Below are 17388 nucleotides of genomic sequence, written 5' to 3'. Positions count from 1 at the left end.
TCACGCGGTGTGCCCGTAGAGCTGCGGATATGCGCGCCAATTGTCACTAAATCAGACAAACCCCCTAACCTGGTGTGATGGGAGTTGACGGGCGGCTTCGGGCCGTCGTGGGCCTCGCGCAGGCCATGGCGGCTGCCTGCGCGCCGCGGGACAGCGTCCGGGCCGCCGCCCGGGGCGCACGGGTGGCGATGGACGGCTCCTTCGCCGCCATCTCCGCCTGGGAGCGCGAGCGGGGACGGCTGCGGGTGCTCGTCAACGAGGGGGAACGGCGGGACGGGGAAGAGGAGTTCCCCGAGGACGAGTCCTATCCCGTGCACGACTTCCCGGAGATCACCGAGTTCCTGCACGAACGCTGGGTCGGCGGCAGCGGGCCGCACGCCTGGGTCGAGAGCGCGGCCGGGAACCGGCCGGGCCGCCGGGGCGAGGCCCTGCGCCGGCGCGGGCGCGGCAGCTGCGTGGTCGCGCCCATCGTGCTCAGCGGGCGGGCCTGGGGCGAGCTGTACGTCGCCCGGGACGAGGGGCTGGCGGACTTCGGCGAGGACGACGCCGAGTTCGCCGGGGTCCTCGCGGCGGTGGTCGCGGCCGGACTCGCGCAGAACGAGAGGCTGGAGGAGGCGCGCAGGCTGGCCTTCACCGACCCGCTGACCGGGCTCGCGAACCGGCGGGCCGTCGACATGCGGCTCGACGAGGCCCTGGAGGAACACCGGCGGGCCGGGGCGGTGGTGAGCCTGGTCGTCTGTGACCTCAACGGCCTCAAGAAGGTCAACGACACCCTCGGGCACGCCATGGGCGACCGGCTGCTGGAGCGGTTCGGCTCGGTGCTGAGCCTGTGCGGGGCCATGCTGACGGGCACGCTGGTCGCCCGGCTGGGCGGCGACGAGTTCTGCCTGGTGAGCGTGGGGCCGTCGGCCGACGAGGTGGTCCGGGTGGCCGAGGAGGTGTGCGCGCGCGCCGCCGAACTGGAGCTGGGCGAGGGGGTGGCCTGCGGGGTCGCCTCGACCGGGGACCCGATCGGGGCGGTCAGGTCCTCGCGCCGGCTCTTCCGCCTGGCCGACGCCGCCCAGTACAAGGCGAAGGCCGCGCGCTCCGCGCAGCCGGTGGTGGCGGGCCGGGACACGGCCGTGGTGCGGCTCGCCGACGCCGCCGCGCGCGAGGCCCCGGGCGAGCGGCGCCGCTTCCGCGGGCGGCAGTGAGAGGCGCGGGGCGAGGCCGTGGCGGGTAAGGGGCGCCGGGTGAGCGCGATCGTGACAATTTCCCCTAGTGACATGAAGCGATTCAATCCGTAGGGTGCTGAATATGGATATGCACACTGTCGTGGTGGGAACGTCCGGGACCACCGCCGAGGACGTCATCGCAGTCGCCCGAGGCAACGCGCGGGTCGAGCTGTCCGGCGAGGCCCTGGACGCCCTCGCCCGCGCTCGGGAGATCGTCGACGCGCTCGCCGCCAAGCCCGAACCCGTCTACGGGGTCTCCACCGGGTTCGGCGCCCTCGCCTCCCGGCACATCAGCCCCGAGCTGCGCGCGCAGCTCCAGCGCAACATCGTCCGCTCGCACGCCGCCGGCATGGGCCCGCGCGTCGAGCGGGAGGTCGTGCGCGCCCTGATGTTCCTGCGCCTGAAGACGGTGGCCTCCGGGCACACCGGGGTGCGCCCCTCCGTCGCGCAGACCATGGCCGACGTGCTCAACGCCGGGATCACCCCCGTCGTGCACGAGTACGGCTCCCTGGGCTGCTCCGGCGACCTGGCCCCCCTCTCGCACTGCGCGCTCGCGCTGATGGGCGAGGGTGACGCCGAGGGCCCCGACGGCACCGTCCGCCCCGCCGGGGAACTGCTCGCCGAGCACGGCATCGAGCCCGTGGAGCTGCGGGAGAAGGAGGGCCTCGCCCTCCTCAACGGCACCGACGGCATGCTCGGCATGCTGGTCATGGCCCTCGCCGACCTCGACCGGCTCTACAAGTCGGCCGACATCACCGCCGCGCTCACCCTGGAGGCGCTGCTCGGCACCGAGAAGGTGCTCCAGCCCGAGCTCCACGCCATCCGCCCGCACCCCGGCCAGGGAGCCTCCGCCGCCAACATGGCCGCCGTGCTCAAGGGCTCCGGTCTCACCGGGCACTTCCAGGAGGAGTCCGCCCCGCGCGTCCAGGACGCCTACTCCGTGCGCTGCGCCCCGCAGGTCGCCGGCGCGGGCCGCGACACCATGGCGCACGCCGCCCTGGTCGCCTCCCGCGAACTGGCCTCCGCCGTCGACAACCCGGTGGTGCTGCCCGACGGCCGCGTGGAGTCCAACGGCAACTTCCACGGCGCGCCCGTCGCCTACGTGCTGGACTTCCTGGCCATCGCCGCCGCCGACCTCGGCTCCATCGCCGAGCGGCGCACCGACCGCCTCCTCGACAAGAACCGCAGCCACGGCCTGCCGCCGTTCCTGGCGGACGACGCCGGCGTGGACTCCGGCCTGATGATCGCCCAGTACACGCAGGCCGCCCTGGTCAGCGAGATGAAGCGGCTGGCCGTTCCGGCCTCCGCCGACTCGATCCCCTCCTCCGCCATGCAGGAGGACCACGTCTCCATGGGGTGGTCGGCCGCGCGCAAGCTGCGCACCGCGATCGACAACCTGACCCGGATCATCGCCATCGAGCTCTACGCGGCCACCCGGGCCATCGAGCTGCGCCACGGCCTCACCCCGGCGCCGGCCAGCCGGGCCGCGATCGCCGCGGCGCGGGAGGCGGGCGTGGAGGGTCCCGGGCCGGATCGTTTCCTCGCCCCCGACCTGGCCGCCGCCGACGCCTTCGTGCGCGCGGGCGGTCTCGTGGCGGCCGTGGAGCCGGTGACGGGCCCGCTGGCCTGATCCGGCGGTCCGCCGCCGCAGTCGTACGAGGGCCGCGCCCCCGGGGATCCGATCCCCGGGGGCGCGGCCCTTTCGCGTACGGGGCCGTACGCGCAGTCCTACAGGCTGCGGGAGCGGCGTACGGAGAAGGCCACGAAGCCGGCCCCGAGGCCGAGGCAGAGCGTCCCGCCCACCACGTACGGGGTGGTGTCGACGCTGCCGGTGTCGGCGAGCGAGAGGGTGACGACGGAGGCCGTCTCCGCCTCGTTGACCCCGGCGATGCTGCCGGTGCCGGTATCGGCGGCGGTGCCGGTACCGGTGTCGGGGGCGGCAGCGGTGTCGGTACCCGCGCCGGTGCCGGTACTGGTGACCGTGCCGGTGCCGGTGCCGGTGCCGGTGCCGGAGGCGGTGACGGTGCCCGTGTTGGCGGCGACGGGCGTGCCGGAGGAGCCCGCCGGGTGTCCGGGAGCCGTGGCGTTCGCCGAGGGGACGAACCAGAGGGCGGCGAGGAGGGTGGTCGCTCCGAGAGCGGTGAGCAGCGGTCGAGGTGCGGACACGGTGCGATCCCCCTTGCGGAAGCAGCGAATTGGCCGTGTGGGCAGATGCTAGTGAAAGGGGCGGGTCGTGGGAAAGTCGAGGCTGTCGCGGGCTTACTCTCCGTCGTATGAACCCTTCTGAGACATCACGATACGTACGGCTTCGGGTGGATTTGGTCCTGGAAGTCTCCGACTCGGACGCCCTGATCGGCGCCGCCCTCTCCCACATCAAGGCCGACGAGTTCATGCCGGACGAGGAGCGCGGCCACGCCGAGTCGGCGGTGCGCGAGGACGAATCCGAGGCGCTGGCCTACCTGGTGGACCCCACCGACCTGGTCGCGGAACTGGCGGGAGTCGAGCTCGCGCAGGCCTCTTGGAGCAGCGAACCGGTCGAATACGACCCCGATTCGCTGGAGTGGGACCTGGGCGAGGAAGATGGTGACTTCGAGGAAGAGGCCGACAACGCCTGACCGTGGGGTTGCACACATCCGAACGGAATGTGGAACCGTTCCGCGTCGTAACGCGTTGTCAGGACGAGCAGGGGGGTTGATCTCCCCTGCCCGGCCCGATCCCGGGAATGCAGCCTCGGGGTTTCCGGCAACGATGGAGTGACGTGTGAGGACGTACAGCAAGCGGCGGCGAAGGTCCCTGGTGGCCGTGTCCGCCGTGCTCGGTGGCGTACTGATGCTTTCGGCCTGTAACGACGCGGGCGACGAGAAGGCGAAGGGCGGCGCGGAAACGGGCAAGTCGCAGGCGGACGTGGACGCTGCGGCGGCCAAGGACACCTCCAAGGCCCGAATAGCCATCACGCCCAAGGACGGCGCGACCAACGTCGGTCTGAACGACGCCACGAACGTCACCGTCAGCGACGGGAAGCTCACCAAGGTCGAGCTCAAGTCCACGGAGGGCGGGGCCGTCGCGGGCAAGATCTCCGCCGACGGCAAGAGCTGGAAGCCGGACGGCGCGCTGAAGCGCTCGACCAAGTACTCCCTCGCCGCGACCGCGAAGGACGACGCCGGGCGCGAGGCGCACGAGAACACCTCCTTCACGACGGTCTCCCCGGAGAACAGCTTCGTCGGCTCGTTCATCCCGGACGAGGGCGAGACGGTCGGCGTGGGCATGCCGGTGTCGATCACCTTCAACAAGCCGATCAAGGACATGAAGGCCGTGCAGGCGGCCATCACGGTGTCCTCGACCAGCAACCAGGAAGTCGTCGGCCACTGGTTCGGCAACCAGCGTCTGGACTTCCGTCCGGAGCAGTACTGGCAGGCGAACTCCACCGTCACGCTGAAGCTGGCGCTGGAGGGCGTCCAGGGCGCTCCCGGCATCCAGGGCGTCCAGAACAAGACCGTCACCTTCAAGATCGGCCGGAGCCAGGTCTCCACGGTCGACACCAAGACCAAGAAGATGACGGTCACCCGGGACGGCCAGGTCCTCAAGACCATCCCGATCTCGGCGGGCTCCCCGGACAACCCGACCTACAACGGTCAGATGGTGATCTCCGAGAAGTTCAAGGAGACCCGGATGGACGGCTCCACTGTCGGCTTCAAGAACAGTGAGGGCAAGGGCGAGTACGACATCAAGGACGTCCCGCACGCGATGCGGCTGTCCACCTCCGGCACCTTCATCCACGGCAACTACTGGGGGTCGGACTCGATCTTCGGCAGCGTGAACACCAGCCACGGCTGTGTCGGTCTGAACGACACCAAGGGCGCCAACGACCCGGACACCGCCGGTGCCTGGTTCTTCGACAACTCGCTCATCGGCGACGTGGTCACCGTGACGAACTCCCCGGACAAGACCATCAAGCCCGACAACGGCCTCAACGGCTGGAACATGAGCTGGGCCGAGTGGAAGGCCGGTCCCTCGGCCTGAGCCGGACCGACCCCACAGGCGTAGAGACGGACGGCGGGGAGCCCCACACGGGCTCCCCGCCGTCCGTCTTTTCTTCTCATCGGACTCTTACCCTGGACTTATCCGGCCATCAGAGCACCCGCCTACTTTCGGCCGCATGTTCTTCACCTACCTCCGGCGCGAGTTGCGCCGCCGCCGGAAGGCCGCGTTCGTCGTCGCCTCCGGGCTCGCGCTCGGCATCGCCCTCGTCATCGTGGTCACCTCCGTCTCGGCGGGCATGAGCGCCGCCCAGGACAAGGTCCTCCAGTCGCTCTACGGCCTCGGCACGGACATGACCGTCACCAAGGCGCAGACCCCGCCGGGCGAGAACGGACAACCCTCCAGGCCCCGCTTCCAGTTCGACGCCAAGGGCGAGGGCGACGCCAACGCGGACGCCGAGCAGAGCCACGACATCGTGATGCCGCAGGGCTTCCAGACCCTCGACGCGGCCACGGTCGGCAAGGTGTCCGGCCAGGACGGGGTCGCGCAGGCGGTGGGCGGCCTCAGCCTCCAGGTGATGAAGGTCAACGGCCAGTTCAAGCGCGGCGAGTTCCGCGGCGCCCAGGGCGGCAAGGGCACCGGCGGAGGCCGGGGCGGCGCCGGCGGCGCGGGCGGTGCGGGCGGCGGCCAGGGCGGGACGGTCGAGGGCGGCGGCGCCAACTTCGACGTCAACTCCTTCTCCGTCTACGGCGCGGACGTGGCGCACCCCGCGCTCGGCCCGCTCACCACCTCCAAGATCACCTCCGGTCGCGGATTCCAGACAGGCGAGGCCGACACCGCCGTCGCCGTCGTGGACAGCGCCTACGCCACCCAGAACAAGCTCGCCGTGGACTCCACGCTGACCATCAAGAACACCCCGTTCAAGGTCATCGGCATCGCCACCGCCGACAGCGGCGACGCCACCGCCAACGTCTACGTCCCGCTCAAGCAGGCCCAGACCCTCGCCGGGACCGCCGACAAGATCACCACGGTCTACGTCCAGGCCAAGGACTCCCAGGCCATCGGCTCCGTCAAGCAGGCCATCCAGAAGAACGTCCCCGACACCACCGTCACCACCTCCGCCGACCTCGCCGACACCGTCTCCGGCTCCCTCTCCACGGCCTCCTCGCTGGCCTCCACCGTCGGCACGTGGCTCTCCTACGCCGTCCTCGCCGCCGCCTTCCTCGTCGCCGGACTGCTCACCTCCTCCGCCGTCTCCCGCCGGGTCAGGGAGTTCGGCACCCTCAAGGCACTCGGCTGGAAGAGCGGCCGCGTCACCCGCCAGGTCGCCGGAGAGGCCCTGGTCAACGGTCTGATCGGCGGGGTCCTCGGGATCGGCGTCGGACTCGCCGCCGCGTACGCGATCACCGCGATCAGCCCCAGCCTCACCGCGCACCTCGCGGGCGGCGGCGGCCGCGGCGCGGGCGGTCCCGGGGGCGGGGGCCGGATGTTCGGCGCCGCCCGCCACACGGCCGGCAAGGCCGTGGACGTGGCGCTCACCGCTCCCGTCTCGCTCGCCACCATCGGCCTGGCCGTCGCCCTCGCGGTGGCCGGAGGACTCGTCGCGGGCGGCTTCGGCGGCTGGCGCGCCTCGCGGCTGCGGCCCGCGGACGCCCTGCGCCGCGTCGAGTAGCCCGTACGGCGGCCCCCCCCGCCGGGTCCGCGCCCGTCCGTACGGGCCACGCACGTGGCCGCGTACCTCCACAGCAACCGAGGGAACCAGATGTACCAGCTCACCGGAGTCACCAAGCGCTACCGGCGCGGCAAGGAAACCATCGACGCGCTCGCCGGCGTCGACCTGACCATCGAGGACGGCGGCCGGCTCGTCATCCAGGGCCCCACCGGCGGCGGCAAGTCCACCCTGCTCCAGATGCTCGGCGCGCTCGACCGCCCCACGGCGGGACAGGTCGTCCTCGACGGACTCGACCTGGCCACCGTCTCCGAGGCCCGCCTGACCCGGGTCCGCGCCGAGAGCATCGGCTTCGTCTTCCAGTCCTTCAACCTCATCCCGACGCTCACCGCCCAGGAGAACGTCGAGACGGCCCTCGTCCCCCTCGGACCGAAGGCCGGCGAGCGGCGCGCACGGGCCGCCGAGGCCCTGGAGTCGGTGGGGCTGGGCGAACGCATGGGCCACCTGCCCGGCGAGATGTCCGGCGGCCAGCAGCAGCGCGTCGCCATCGCGCGGGCCCTCGTCAAGAAGCCCAAGGTGCTGCTCGCCGACGAGCCCACCGGCAACCTCGACGAATCCATGCGCGACGAGATCATGGACCTGCTGGAAGGGCTCTGGAAGGAACACGGCCTGACCTTCGTGATGGTCACCCACGACAGCGCGCTCGCCCGCCGGGCGCCCCGCCTGGCGACCATCCGGCACGGCCGGGTGACCATCACCGAAAACCCCTGACCCCCCCGGTGGGGCACGGCTTAAGGTCCGGGTATGACGAAGATCCACATGCTGTCCGTGCCCCCGACCGACGACGAGGTGGACGCCTGGTGGGCGGTCCAGGTCGCCGCGCACGCCGCCGACGCCGCGGCCCTGCCCGGCCTGCCGCCGCCCGCCCGGGTGGAGGCCGCCGGGCGGCTGCGGGTGGAACCCGCCCGCGGCCGCCTGCGGCACTGGGTCACCGAGGACGGCGACGGGCACGCGGCCCTGCTGCTCTTCACCGAGCCCGGCAACACGCACACCGCGTTCCTGGAGGAGCTGACCGTACGGCCCGACGCGCGCCGGCACGGGGTGGGCACGGCCCTGTGGCAGCGCATCCGCGAGGAGCTGCGGGAGCAGGGCCGCACCTCCGTCGCCACCATCGCCGACACCGGAGGCCCCGGGCAGGCCTTCGCCGAGTCCCTCGGCTTCGAGAACGTGCTGCCGATCGGCTGGTACGTCCAGGAAGTGCCGCAGGCCGCCCCCGAGGTCCCCGACACCCCCGGCTACGAGCTCCTGACCTGGCCCGGCCTGGTCCCCGACGCCTGGGCCCAGGCCACCGCCGTCGCCCACGCGGCGATGGAGGACGCCCCGAGCGGGGACAGCGACGAGCAGTTCCTGACCTGGACGCCCGAGCGGGTGCGCGCCGCGCAGCAGCTGGTCCTGGACCGGGGCGGGGAGATCACCGTCGTCGCGGCCGTCACCCCCGCCGGGGAGGTCGCCGCGTACACCGTGCTCGTGCTGCCGGACCCGCAGGGCACCCGCGCCCTCCAGTACGACACCGTCGTCGTCCCGGCGCACCGGGGACACGGCCTGGGACGGGCGGTGAAGCTGCGGATGCTCGGCGAGGCCGCCGCCCGCCACCCGGGGCTGCGCCGCATCGCCACCACCGTGGCCGACGAGAACGCCCCGATGCGCGCCGTGAACGAGGCCCTCGGCTACCGGCACGAACGCGACGCGGGGCTCTTCCAGCTCAAGCTGTGACGCCGGCGCCGCTCTGACGTCCGCGCCGCTCTGACGCCCGGCCCGTCAGCCCTGCTGCTCGGCGGACGCGGACGCGGAGGTCTGAGCGGAAGCCGACGAAGGCGGCGACGGGGATGCCGGCGGTGCGGCGGCCGGGGAGGGAGCCGTCCAGGACGACAGCATCCGCAGCGCGTCCGCCGACGGCGACCCCGGCTCGGCGTGGTAGGTGACCAGGAACTGCGCCGGGTCGTCGGGCAGCGTCAGCGTCTCGAAGGACAGCGACAGCTCACCCACCAGCGGGTGCCGCAGCCGCTTCACCCCGTGCGTCTTGTTGTCCGCCACCGTGTGCGCCGCCCACAGCCGCCGGAACTCCTCGTTCTTCACCGACAGCTCCCCCACGAGCGCGGAGAGCTGCTCGTCGTCCGGGAACTGTCCGGCGTACATGCGCAGGTTGCTGACCACCTCGCACGCCCTGCACTCCCACTCCGCGTACAGCTCCGCCGTGGCCGGGTCCAGGAACACCAGCCGCACCAGGTTCCGCTCGGCCGGCGGCATCGCCCCGAAGTCCCCGAAGACGGCCGCGGCGAGCGGGTTCCAGCCGATGACGTCCTGCCGCCGCCCCACCAGGTACGCCGGCACCCCGTCCATCGCCTCCAGCAGCGACCGCAGCCCCGGCCGCACCTGCTGCGGGCGCCGGGCCCGGCTGCGCCGGTTGCGGATGCGCGGGCTCGCCAGGTGGTTCAGGTGCGCCGACTCCGTGCCGTCCAGGCGCAGCGCCCGCGCGATGGCGTCCAGCACCTCGGCGGACACGTTCTGGCCGTGGCCCTGCTCCAGGCGCGTGTAGTACGCCACCGACACCCCGGCCAGCTGGGCCAGCTCCTCGCGGCGCAGCCCGGGCACCCGGCGGTGGCGCCCGTAGTCGGGCAGCCCCACGTCGTCGGGGCGCAGACGGGCCCGGCGGCTGCGCAGGAACTCTCCCAGTTCGGCACGCTGATCAAGGTGGTCCATACCGAAAGTATCCCCGTCGGGAGGTCCCGGCGCGGGGCTGAGCCTGACCCCGCCAGGGGTAGGCTCGCCAGTCCTAGGTTCCGCAGGGGGCTGGGTGGGCCGCCCGCGGCACGGCATCGTGGTTCCCATCGCAGCACGGACGCCACCGCCCGGCCCCGACCGGGCCGGACCGGCGTCCTCGTCCGAGGAGAGAGCACCCCCATGTCCGTCACCCAGGTCGCCGCCTACGCCGCCCCCGCCCCCAAGGCCCCGCTGGAGCGCACCACCGTGCCGCGCCGCCCGGTGGGCGAGCACGACGTCCTCATCGACATCAAGTACTCCGGCATCTGCCACTCCGACATCCACCAGGCCCGCGACGGCTGGGGCGAGGGCATCTTCCCGATGGTCCCGGGCCACGAGATCGCCGGCGTCGTCGCCGAAGTCGGCCCGGGCGTCACCCGGTTCGCGGTCGGGGACCGCGTGGGCGTCGGCTGCATCGTCGACAGCTGCCGGGAGTGCGAGCAGTGCCTGGCCGACCAGGAGCAGTACTGCGCCAAGGGCATCACCGGCACGTACAACGCCCTCGACAAGAACGGCCAGCCCACGTACGGCGGTTACTCCACCCACATCGTCGTCGACGAGAACTACACCGTCCGCATCCCCGACGGCCTCGCCCTCGACGTCGCCGCGCCGCTGCTGTGCGCCGGCATCACCCTGTACTCCCCGCTGCGCCACTGGCAGGCGGGCCCCGGCAAGAAGGTCGCCGTCGTCGGCCTCGGCGGCCTCGGCCACATGGGCGTGAAGATCGCCCACGCGCTCGGCGCGGAGGTCACCGTCCTGTCGCAGAGCCTGCGCAAGAAGGAGGACGGCCTGCGGCTGGGCGCCTCCCACTACTACGCGACCAGCGACGAGACCACCTTCGAGAAGCTGGCCGGGAGCTTCGACCTGATCGTCTCCACCGTCTCGGCACCGCTCCCGCTGGACGCGTACCTGCGCCTGCTGAAGGTCGACGGCGCGTTCGTGAACGTCGGCGCCCCGGAGGAGCCGGTCGCGCTGAACCTGTTCTCCGTCATCGGCGGCCGCAAGACCCTCGCCGGATCGATGATCGGCGGCATCGCCGAGACCCAGGAGATGCTGGACTTCTGCGCCGAGCACGGGCTGGGCTCGGAGATCGAGGTGATCGCCGCCGAGCAGGTCAACGAGGCGTACGAGCGGGTGCTGGCCAGCGACGTCCGCTACCGCTTCGTCATCGACGCCGCGACGATCTGACGCACGGTCCCACGGTGACACCGGCCCCCGCCGCACGGCGGGGGCCGGTGTCACACGTTCTTCATGCCCCGTGCATGGCCCTCACGGACCCCCGCTGCCGATGATCTGGTCACCGACCGTCCGCAGCCCTGGAGTTCGAGATGCCCAGCCGCCGTCACTTCCTCGCCGGGTCCGCGGCCGCCGCCGGCCTCGCGGCCCTGCCCCAGCTCCCGGTGGCCGCGCCGGCCGCCGCCGCCGAGGGCGCCGAGGGCGCCGCGCAGCGGCCCCCGAACCTCGTGGTGGTCCTGGCCGACGACCTGGGCTACGGAGACCTCGGCGCGTACGGCCAGAAGCTGATCACCACCCCGCGCATCGACCGCCTCGCCGCCGAGGGCCTGCGCTTCACCGACGCCTACGCCGCGGCCGCCGTCTGCGCCCCCTCCCGCGCCGCGCTCCTGACCGGCCTGCACACCGGCCACGCCGCCGTCCGGGCCAACCCCGACAGCGGCGGCCAGGGCGCCCTGCGCGACGGGGACACCACCGTCGCGGAAGTGCTGCGCGCACGCGGCTACCGCACGGGCCTGTTCGGCAAGTGGGGCTTCGGCCCCGAGGCCGCCGACCAGCCCAGCCACCCGGGGGCGCGCGGCTTCGAGGAGTTCTACGGGTACATCGACCACGGGCACGCCCACGAGTACTACCCCGCCTACCTCTGGCACAACGCCGCCAAGGAACCGGTGGCGGCGGGCACCTTCGCCCCCGAGACCATCGCCGCCCGCGCCCTGGACTTCATCGACGCGCACGCCGCGGGCCCCGACCCGTTCCTGCTCTTCCTCACCCCCAACCTCCCGCACGCGCCCAGCGACATCCCCGACGTCGGCCCGTACGCCTCCCGGAGCTGGTCGGCGTCCAACAAGGCGCACGCGGCCCAGATCAGCCTCCTCGACGCGCAGGTCGGCGCGGTCGTGGACCGGCTGCGGGCGCACGGGATCGCGGAGCGCACGGTGGTGCTGGTGGCCTCGGACAACGGCCCGCACGAGGAGGGCGGGGTGGACCCCGACCTGTTCGACGCCAACGGCCCGCTGCGCGGCTACAAGCGCAACCTCTACGAGGGCGGCGTACGGGTCCCGCTGATCGCCTGGGCCCCCGGGCGGATCGCGGCGGGCACCACCAGCTCCCGCCCCACCCCCCTCTACGACCTCCTGCCCACCCTCGCCGACCTGGCGGGCGCCCCCGCCCCCTCGGACACCGACGGCCTCTCCGCCGCCCCGGTCCTCGCCGGCACGCCCGCGCTCGCCCCGCTCCACGGGCACCTGTACTGGTACCGGGACGAGCAGGGAGTCACCGCCCGCGCCAACGCGCAGGACGCGGGCCGGGCGAAGCGGGTGGCGGAGGCGGTCCGCCAGGACCGCTGGAAGGGCGTACGGTTCGCCCCGGCACGGGACCGCTCGGTCCCCGACGCGCAGTGGCAGTTCGAGCTCTACGACCTCGCGGCGGACCCCGGGGAGCAGCACGACGTGGCGGCGGCCAACCCCTCGGTGGTCGCCTCCCTGACCACCCTGCTGCGGTCCTCCTGGGCGGACGCCTACCCGCGCCGCGCCTGGGGCCTGACGCTGACCTCGGACGGGGTCACCCTCACCACCCGGCTGGCCAACGGCACCGCCCGCGCCTGGACGGACGTACGCGTCGAGCCGGCCGTCCCGGCGGGCTGGACGGCGGTCCCCGCCGGCCCGGCCACGGCGGCCTCCCTGGCCCCGGGGGCCACGCTGACCACGGTCTGGACGGTCACCGCCCCCGGGACGGCGGCCGGTCCGGTGAGCGCCACCGCGACCACCTCGGAGTTCCGCTTCACGGCCGCGACCCGCTTCACCCCCCTCCCGGCCCCGCCCACGGCCGACTCCTACCTCAGCGACCTGCCCTGGGTATCGGCCGCCAACGGCTGGGGCCCCGTCGAACGGGACCGCTCCAACGGCCGCAAGGAGGCGGGCGACGGCACCCCGATCGCCTTCGGCGGCGTCACGTACCCCAAGGGCCTGGGCGTGCACGCCCCGTCGGAGGTCGTCTACCACCTGGGCGGCCGCGCGGACCGCTTCACGGCGCTGGTCGGCATCGACGACTTCTCGAAGAACCAGTCGGCGGCCGGCGCCACCCGCGCCGTGGTCCGCGCCGACGGCCGCACCCTCCTCACGACCGGCACGCTGACCGCGGCCACCGGCCCGGTGGCCCTGGACCTTGACGTCCGCGGCGTCCGCCTCCTCCACCTCCTGGTCGAGGACGCGAACGGCAACTCCGCCTTCGACCACACCTCCTGGGCCCGCGCCCACGTCACGGTCCGCTGACCGCCGCCGCACCGGCGGCGGTCACAGGCCCCGCGGGTGCTCGGACAGCCAGGAGGCGTGCCGGTCGCGCAGGTGGTCGCGTTCCTTGGGGGTGGGGAGGATGACGTCGGCGCCGCCGTCGTACGGGTGGTGGATGCGGGTGAGGTCCGGGTCCGTGAAGAAGACGCCGGACAGGGCGTCGTCGGCGACGGCGCGCAGCAGCGCGTCGGCGCAGCCGCGCTGCCAGGGGCGGCGGTCGGCGTAGAAGTACCAGCGGTTGTGGTACTCCGGATCCGGGTCGTCGGTCTCGTCCAGGGTGGTCCACACCGTGCCCTGCGGATGGAGGGCACGGCGGTGGTGCGACCACTGCGTCGGCTCGGCCGGGTCGGCCCAGTCGAGCGACACCACGTACACCTCGCCGCCCGCGAAGAGCTCGTCGAGGACCGTGTTGTACCGGTCGAGGACGACGGCGTACTCGGCCTCGTCCTCCGGGTAGCGCTTGGACTCCGGCAGGCTGTGGAAGCGCACCCAGCGGTCCTGGTACACGCCCTTCAGGTCCCACGGCAGCCACGGCCCGGGGGGCCGTTGCCCCTGCCAGAGCCGGGCGAGCCGCTCGTGCGCGGGGTCGGCGAGGGGGACGCTCACTCGCCGGGCGCCGCGGCGATGCCGATCGGGCAGGAGACGCCCGTGCCGCCGATGCCGCAGTAGCCCGCGGGGTTCTTGTCGAGGTACTGCTGGTGGTACGGCTCCGCCGGCCAGAAGGGGCGCTCCGCCGCCGGGAGGACGGCCGTGGTGATCTCGCCGTAGCCCGAGGCCGTCAGGACCTCCTGGTAGGCGGCGCGGGAGGCCTCCGCCGTGGCCTGCTGGGCGGGGGAGTGGGTGTAGAGCGCCGAGCGGTACTGGGTGCCGACGTCGTTGCCCTGGCGGAAGCCCTGGGTGGGGTCGTGGGACTCCCAGAACAGCTTCAGGAGGGTCTCGTAGGAGACGAGTGCCGGGTCGAAGACCACGCGGACGACCTCGGTGTGGCCGGTCCGGCCCGAGCACACCTCCTCGTACTCCGGGTTCTCGGTGTAGCCGCCCTGGTAGCCGGCCAGGGTGGTCCACACCCCCGGGGTCTGCCAGAACTTGCGCTCCGCGCCCCAGAAGCAGCCGAGGCCGAAGTCGGCGACCTCCAGGTGCGCGGGGTAGGGGCCGGCGAGCGGGTTGCCGAGGACCGTGTGGCGCTCGGGCAGGGAGAACTGCGGGTGCGGGCGGCCCTTGAGGGCCTCCTCGCGGGTGGGCAGCTCGGGCGTGCGACGGTACGAGAACATGGAATCGATTCCCTTCTTGTGGAAGGGACAACGGAACGGGGCCGGCCGGGATTCCCCGGCCGGCCCCTTCCTTGCGCCACGCCGCGGGCGCTACGCCTTCTCCGGCACCCGGCTCACGCAGTAGTCCCGCACCCGGAGGTAGCGGGCCTTGCGGTCCGCCACGTACGTCCACGGCGCCGCGCCGATGTACCCGTCGACGATCCGGAACTGCTCCAGCGCCTCCTCGTACCGGTCCTGCCAGTACAGGACCCACGCCAGCACGTGCCGCAGCCGTCCCGCCCGCGGGTCGTCGGGCCGGGCCGCCGCCAGGTCCGCCAGCGCCGCGTCCGCGGCCGCGACGACCTCCGGCTGCTTGTAGTAGACGTCCGGGTCCGCGTCCCCGGTGGCCATTTCCTGCTCCAGGTGCGCGTACAGCGGCAGCAGCGTCAGCAGGTCGCCCGGCCCGCCCGCGGCCGCCGAGGCCCGCGCGAACTCCCGGGCCTCCTCGTGCGAGCCGCGCCACTTGCGGCACCAGTACTGGAGCGCGCCCGTGTGGGCCGCCAGCACCTTCGGGTCGCGCTCGGTGATCTGCGTCCACAGCTCCCGGTACCGCTCGTGCGAGTACCCCAGGGCCATGGCGATCGGCTGCTCGACCATGTACGGGACCGGGTCGGCCGGATCGGCGAGGCGCTGCGCCTCGTGCGCGGCCTCCTGCGCCTGCGCGATGAGCCGGTGGAAGATCCGGAACTGCTCCTGCGTGGTCTGGCTCGCGCTCAGCGACCCGCGGACGTTCCACGCCACCTGCACCGCGGTGTCGGCGTGCACCACCGCGGCCGTCGGGTCCTGAGGCTTTGCCGACCGCCAGGCGAGCAGCCACTGGTCCTCGACCGCGGCCAGTTCGGACAGGACCTGGACGCGCCGGATGCGCTCGTCCCAGTCCTTTCCGGCCGCCTCCAGCCAGGCGGCGCAGGCCTGCCAGTCGCCCGTCCCGGCGGCGGCCACGGCGGCCCGCTCGTCGGCGGTCACCGGGGCCCGGTGTTCCGTGTCCAGCCGGTCGGCGGGTACGAAGCCCCGCTCGACGGCGGCCCGGGCGGCGGCGCCGCCGTGGCCGCTCTCCTCCCGCTTGCCGGCGCCCCGGCGGGCCTTGGCCCACTTGAAGCCGCCGCCGAGCAGCATGACGGCGAGGATGACGAGTCCGATCACGGGGCGAGCACCAGCTTCCGCAGGGGTTCGGTATCGGGCAGGTCCGCCACGGCCGCGTCCAGGGCCAGGCCGAGGCGCTCCTCGAAGTCTTCCGAGGCGTAGCGCAGGGTGGCCGACTCCGACCAGGACAGCTGCCAGCGTGCGGCGCCGCGGGCCGTCAGGTCGGCGGTGACCAGCTGGCTCAGGGCGCGCCGCAGGACCGGGCGGGCGAACTCGCGGGCCGCGCGGCCGGTGGCGGCACTCGCCTGCTCCGACTTCGGGAAGCGGTCGGTGATCCGCCAGCGCACCGCCGGGTCGGCGTCGACGGCGTCCAGCAGGGTGGCGAGCTCCGGGCCCGCGCCCTCGGCGGTGAGGGCCTCGCGGACGTCCTGCGCGCCCTGGCCGACGTAGTGGGTCATCGACGTGTGGACGAGGTCGTCCCAGTCCACCCGCTCCAGCGCGAGGGCCTGCGGGGTGAGGACCGCCTGTTCCAGGGTGGCCAGCGCGTCCCCGGGGGCGGAGAGCAGTTCCAGGGCCGGACGGGCCGCCTGGCCGGCGCGGCCGTCGTCCGGCAGGGCCTCGATGCGGGCCACGCGCTCGGCGAGCGCCGGGTGGGAGTCGTACGGGGAGGTGGGCTCGGTGGACAGCTCCCGGCGCAGGTCCTCCAGCTCGTCCGAGCGGGCGTCGAGCAGCCTGCGCAGGCCGCCGAAGACCTCGCCGGGGCGGGGCAGCAGCCCGGCGCCGACGCCGAGGGTGGCGTAGGAGCCCATGTAGAAGTCGTGCGCCGAGTCGAGGGCGTTCAGTTCGCGCAGCGCGGAGGCGGTGGAGTCGCGGCCGGCGACCCGCACCGAGGCGAGGTCGGCGGCGAGCTCCTGGCGGCGGGCCGAGGAGAGGGTGGCGCGCATGTAGAGCTTGCCGTACGCCGTGTAGATCCTGGCCATGCCGCGGTACAGCGCGCCCTGGCCCGTGGTGTCGACGGCCTTGGCTTTCTTGCCCTTGGCGATCCGCACCTCGGCCTTCTTCTCCTGCTTCGCGCGCTCGGTGGCCACCTTGTGGTCCGCGCGCTCGTGGAAGTGGCCGATCGTGCGGATCAGTTGGGCGCGGCCGCGGGCGATCAGCGGGGTGAGGCGGGTGTCGAGGTTGGCGTAGTGGCCCATCTCGTGGGCGAGTACGGCGCGCAGCTGCATCTCGTCCAGGCCGGCCATCAGGGGCAGGCCGACGTAGAGGCGGCGGGTGCCGGCCCGCAGCCCGAGCAGGCGGGCGTCCTCGCTGACGGCGGCGTTGACCTCGCCGATCAGCACGATCTCGTCCGGGGCGCGGGTGCCCACCTGCCGTGCCGTGTCACGGACCGTCTGCCAGAGCTGCGGCTCCTGCGCCTCGGTGACCGGTACGCCGGCCGGCGGCTCGCCCTTGGGGGTGCGCAGCATGAGCATGCCGCGCACGATCGGGACGGCGAGGACCACGGAGACGATGGCGAGCTTGAACAGGGCCGGGCCGTGCAGGCCGGCCGTGAAGGCGGCGTAGTCGAGGCCGGCCAGGACGGCCAGCAGGACCACGCCGAGCAGATAGAAGCCGGACAGCAGGACGAGCGCGCGCAAGGCGCGCAGTGAAGCGCCCATATGGACAGATCCCCCCACGGGATGAAAAGCGGTGCAGAAGTGCCTGGCGCGCATGCGTCCCCGCGCCACCACCGCCGCATCATGCGGCCCGGTGCTCACTTACGGCAACCTTATTGTCGGGGGATCCTTCCTGGT

At 73.3% G+C, this 17388-nt stretch carries 15 protein-coding genes; 9 read left to right on the top strand and 6 right to left on the bottom strand.

Annotated features, from left to right (window positions below; translation table 11 throughout):
- The first annotated feature begins 77 nt into the window (after positions 1–77).
- Together SLAV_RS14745 and hutH are read left to right on the top strand one after the other, a co-directional pair.
- A complete protein-coding gene (locus SLAV_RS14745) occupies positions 78–1193 on the top strand; it encodes a GGDEF domain-containing protein (RefSeq protein WP_030231164.1) in 1116 nt (371 codons plus the stop codon).
- Positions 1194–1302: 109 nt separating this feature from the next.
- Entirely contained in the window at positions 1303–2844 is a 1542-nt protein-coding gene (hutH, locus tag SLAV_RS14740; protein WP_030231165.1) for a histidine ammonia-lyase, read from the top strand.
- Between the two features lie 98 nt (positions 2845–2942).
- Here the strand turns inward: hutH and SLAV_RS14735 are convergent, their stop codons facing one another.
- The gene (locus SLAV_RS14735) at positions 2943–3380 is read right to left on the bottom strand and encodes a hypothetical protein (RefSeq protein ID WP_030231166.1); all 438 of its coding nucleotides are present in this window, start codon (positions 3378–3380) and stop codon (positions 2943–2945) included.
- A 146-nt stretch (positions 3381–3526) separates the two neighbouring features.
- On the opposite strand from SLAV_RS14735, the gene SLAV_RS14730 reads away from it, so the two are divergent.
- From SLAV_RS14730 to SLAV_RS14710, 5 genes are all read left to right on the top strand, one after another.
- A complete protein-coding gene (locus tag SLAV_RS14730; protein ID WP_030231167.1) occupies positions 3527–3829 on the top strand; it encodes a hypothetical protein in 303 nt (100 codons plus the stop codon).
- Between the two features lie 145 nt (positions 3830–3974).
- A complete protein-coding gene (locus SLAV_RS14725; protein WP_030231171.1) occupies positions 3975–5234 on the top strand; it encodes a L,D-transpeptidase in 1260 nt (419 codons plus the stop codon).
- 136 nt (positions 5235–5370) lie between these two features.
- A complete protein-coding gene (locus tag SLAV_RS14720) occupies positions 5371–6864 on the top strand; it encodes an ABC transporter permease (RefSeq protein WP_030231172.1) in 1494 nt (497 codons plus the stop codon).
- A gap of 90 nt (positions 6865–6954) precedes the next feature.
- A complete protein-coding gene (locus SLAV_RS14715) occupies positions 6955–7632 on the top strand; it encodes an ABC transporter ATP-binding protein (RefSeq protein ID WP_030231173.1) in 678 nt (225 codons plus the stop codon).
- 33 nt (positions 7633–7665) lie between these two features.
- Positions 7666–8634: a GNAT family N-acetyltransferase gene (locus SLAV_RS14710; protein WP_051841018.1), complete on the top strand. Its 969-nt coding sequence runs from the start codon at positions 7666–7668 to the stop codon at positions 8632–8634.
- A gap of 45 nt (positions 8635–8679) precedes the next feature.
- Here SLAV_RS14710 and SLAV_RS14705 read toward each other — a convergent pair whose 3' ends face one another.
- Positions 8680–9621, bottom strand: a complete 942-nt coding sequence (locus tag SLAV_RS14705) for a helix-turn-helix transcriptional regulator (protein WP_051841019.1) — start codon at positions 9619–9621, stop codon at positions 8680–8682.
- A gap of 201 nt (positions 9622–9822) precedes the next feature.
- On the opposite strand from SLAV_RS14705, the gene SLAV_RS14700 reads away from it, so the two are divergent.
- On the top strand, positions 9823–10869 hold the full coding sequence (locus SLAV_RS14700; protein ID WP_030231183.1) for an NAD(P)-dependent alcohol dehydrogenase: 1047 nt from the start codon (positions 9823–9825) through the stop codon (positions 10867–10869).
- A 140-nt stretch (positions 10870–11009) separates the two neighbouring features.
- Positions 11010–13184, top strand: coding sequence for a sulfatase family protein (locus SLAV_RS14695; protein WP_030231184.1), 2175 nt, complete (start codon positions 11010–11012; stop codon positions 13182–13184).
- 21 nt (positions 13185–13205) lie between these two features.
- Here the strand turns inward: SLAV_RS14695 and SLAV_RS14690 are convergent, their stop codons facing one another.
- The 4 genes from SLAV_RS14690 to SLAV_RS14675 form a co-directional block, all read right to left on the bottom strand.
- Complete coding sequence (locus tag SLAV_RS14690; RefSeq protein ID WP_234333641.1) at positions 13206–13808, bottom strand: DUF3885 domain-containing protein; 603 nt, start codon at positions 13806–13808, stop codon at positions 13206–13208.
- A complete protein-coding gene (gene msrA / locus SLAV_RS14685) occupies positions 13805–14473 on the bottom strand; it encodes a peptide-methionine (S)-S-oxide reductase MsrA (RefSeq protein ID WP_030231187.1) in 669 nt (222 codons plus the stop codon). The genes SLAV_RS14690 and msrA overlap by 4 nt, the downstream gene beginning before the upstream one ends.
- A 90-nt stretch (positions 14474–14563) precedes the next feature.
- A complete protein-coding gene (locus SLAV_RS14680; RefSeq protein ID WP_051841020.1) occupies positions 14564–15655 on the bottom strand; it encodes a hypothetical protein in 1092 nt (363 codons plus the stop codon).
- Entirely contained in the window at positions 15652–17253 is a 1602-nt protein-coding gene (locus SLAV_RS14675) for a M48 family metallopeptidase (RefSeq protein WP_030231198.1), read from the bottom strand. The genes SLAV_RS14680 and SLAV_RS14675 overlap by 4 nt, the downstream gene beginning before the upstream one ends.
- Between the last annotated feature and the right edge of the window lie 135 nt (positions 17254–17388).

The organism is Streptomyces lavendulae subsp. lavendulae (genome assembly GCF_002803845.1).
Classification (GTDB): domain Bacteria; phylum Actinomycetota; class Actinomycetes; order Streptomycetales; family Streptomycetaceae; genus Streptomyces; species Streptomyces lavendulae.
This window is presented reverse-complemented; position numbering and strand designations above follow the sequence as displayed.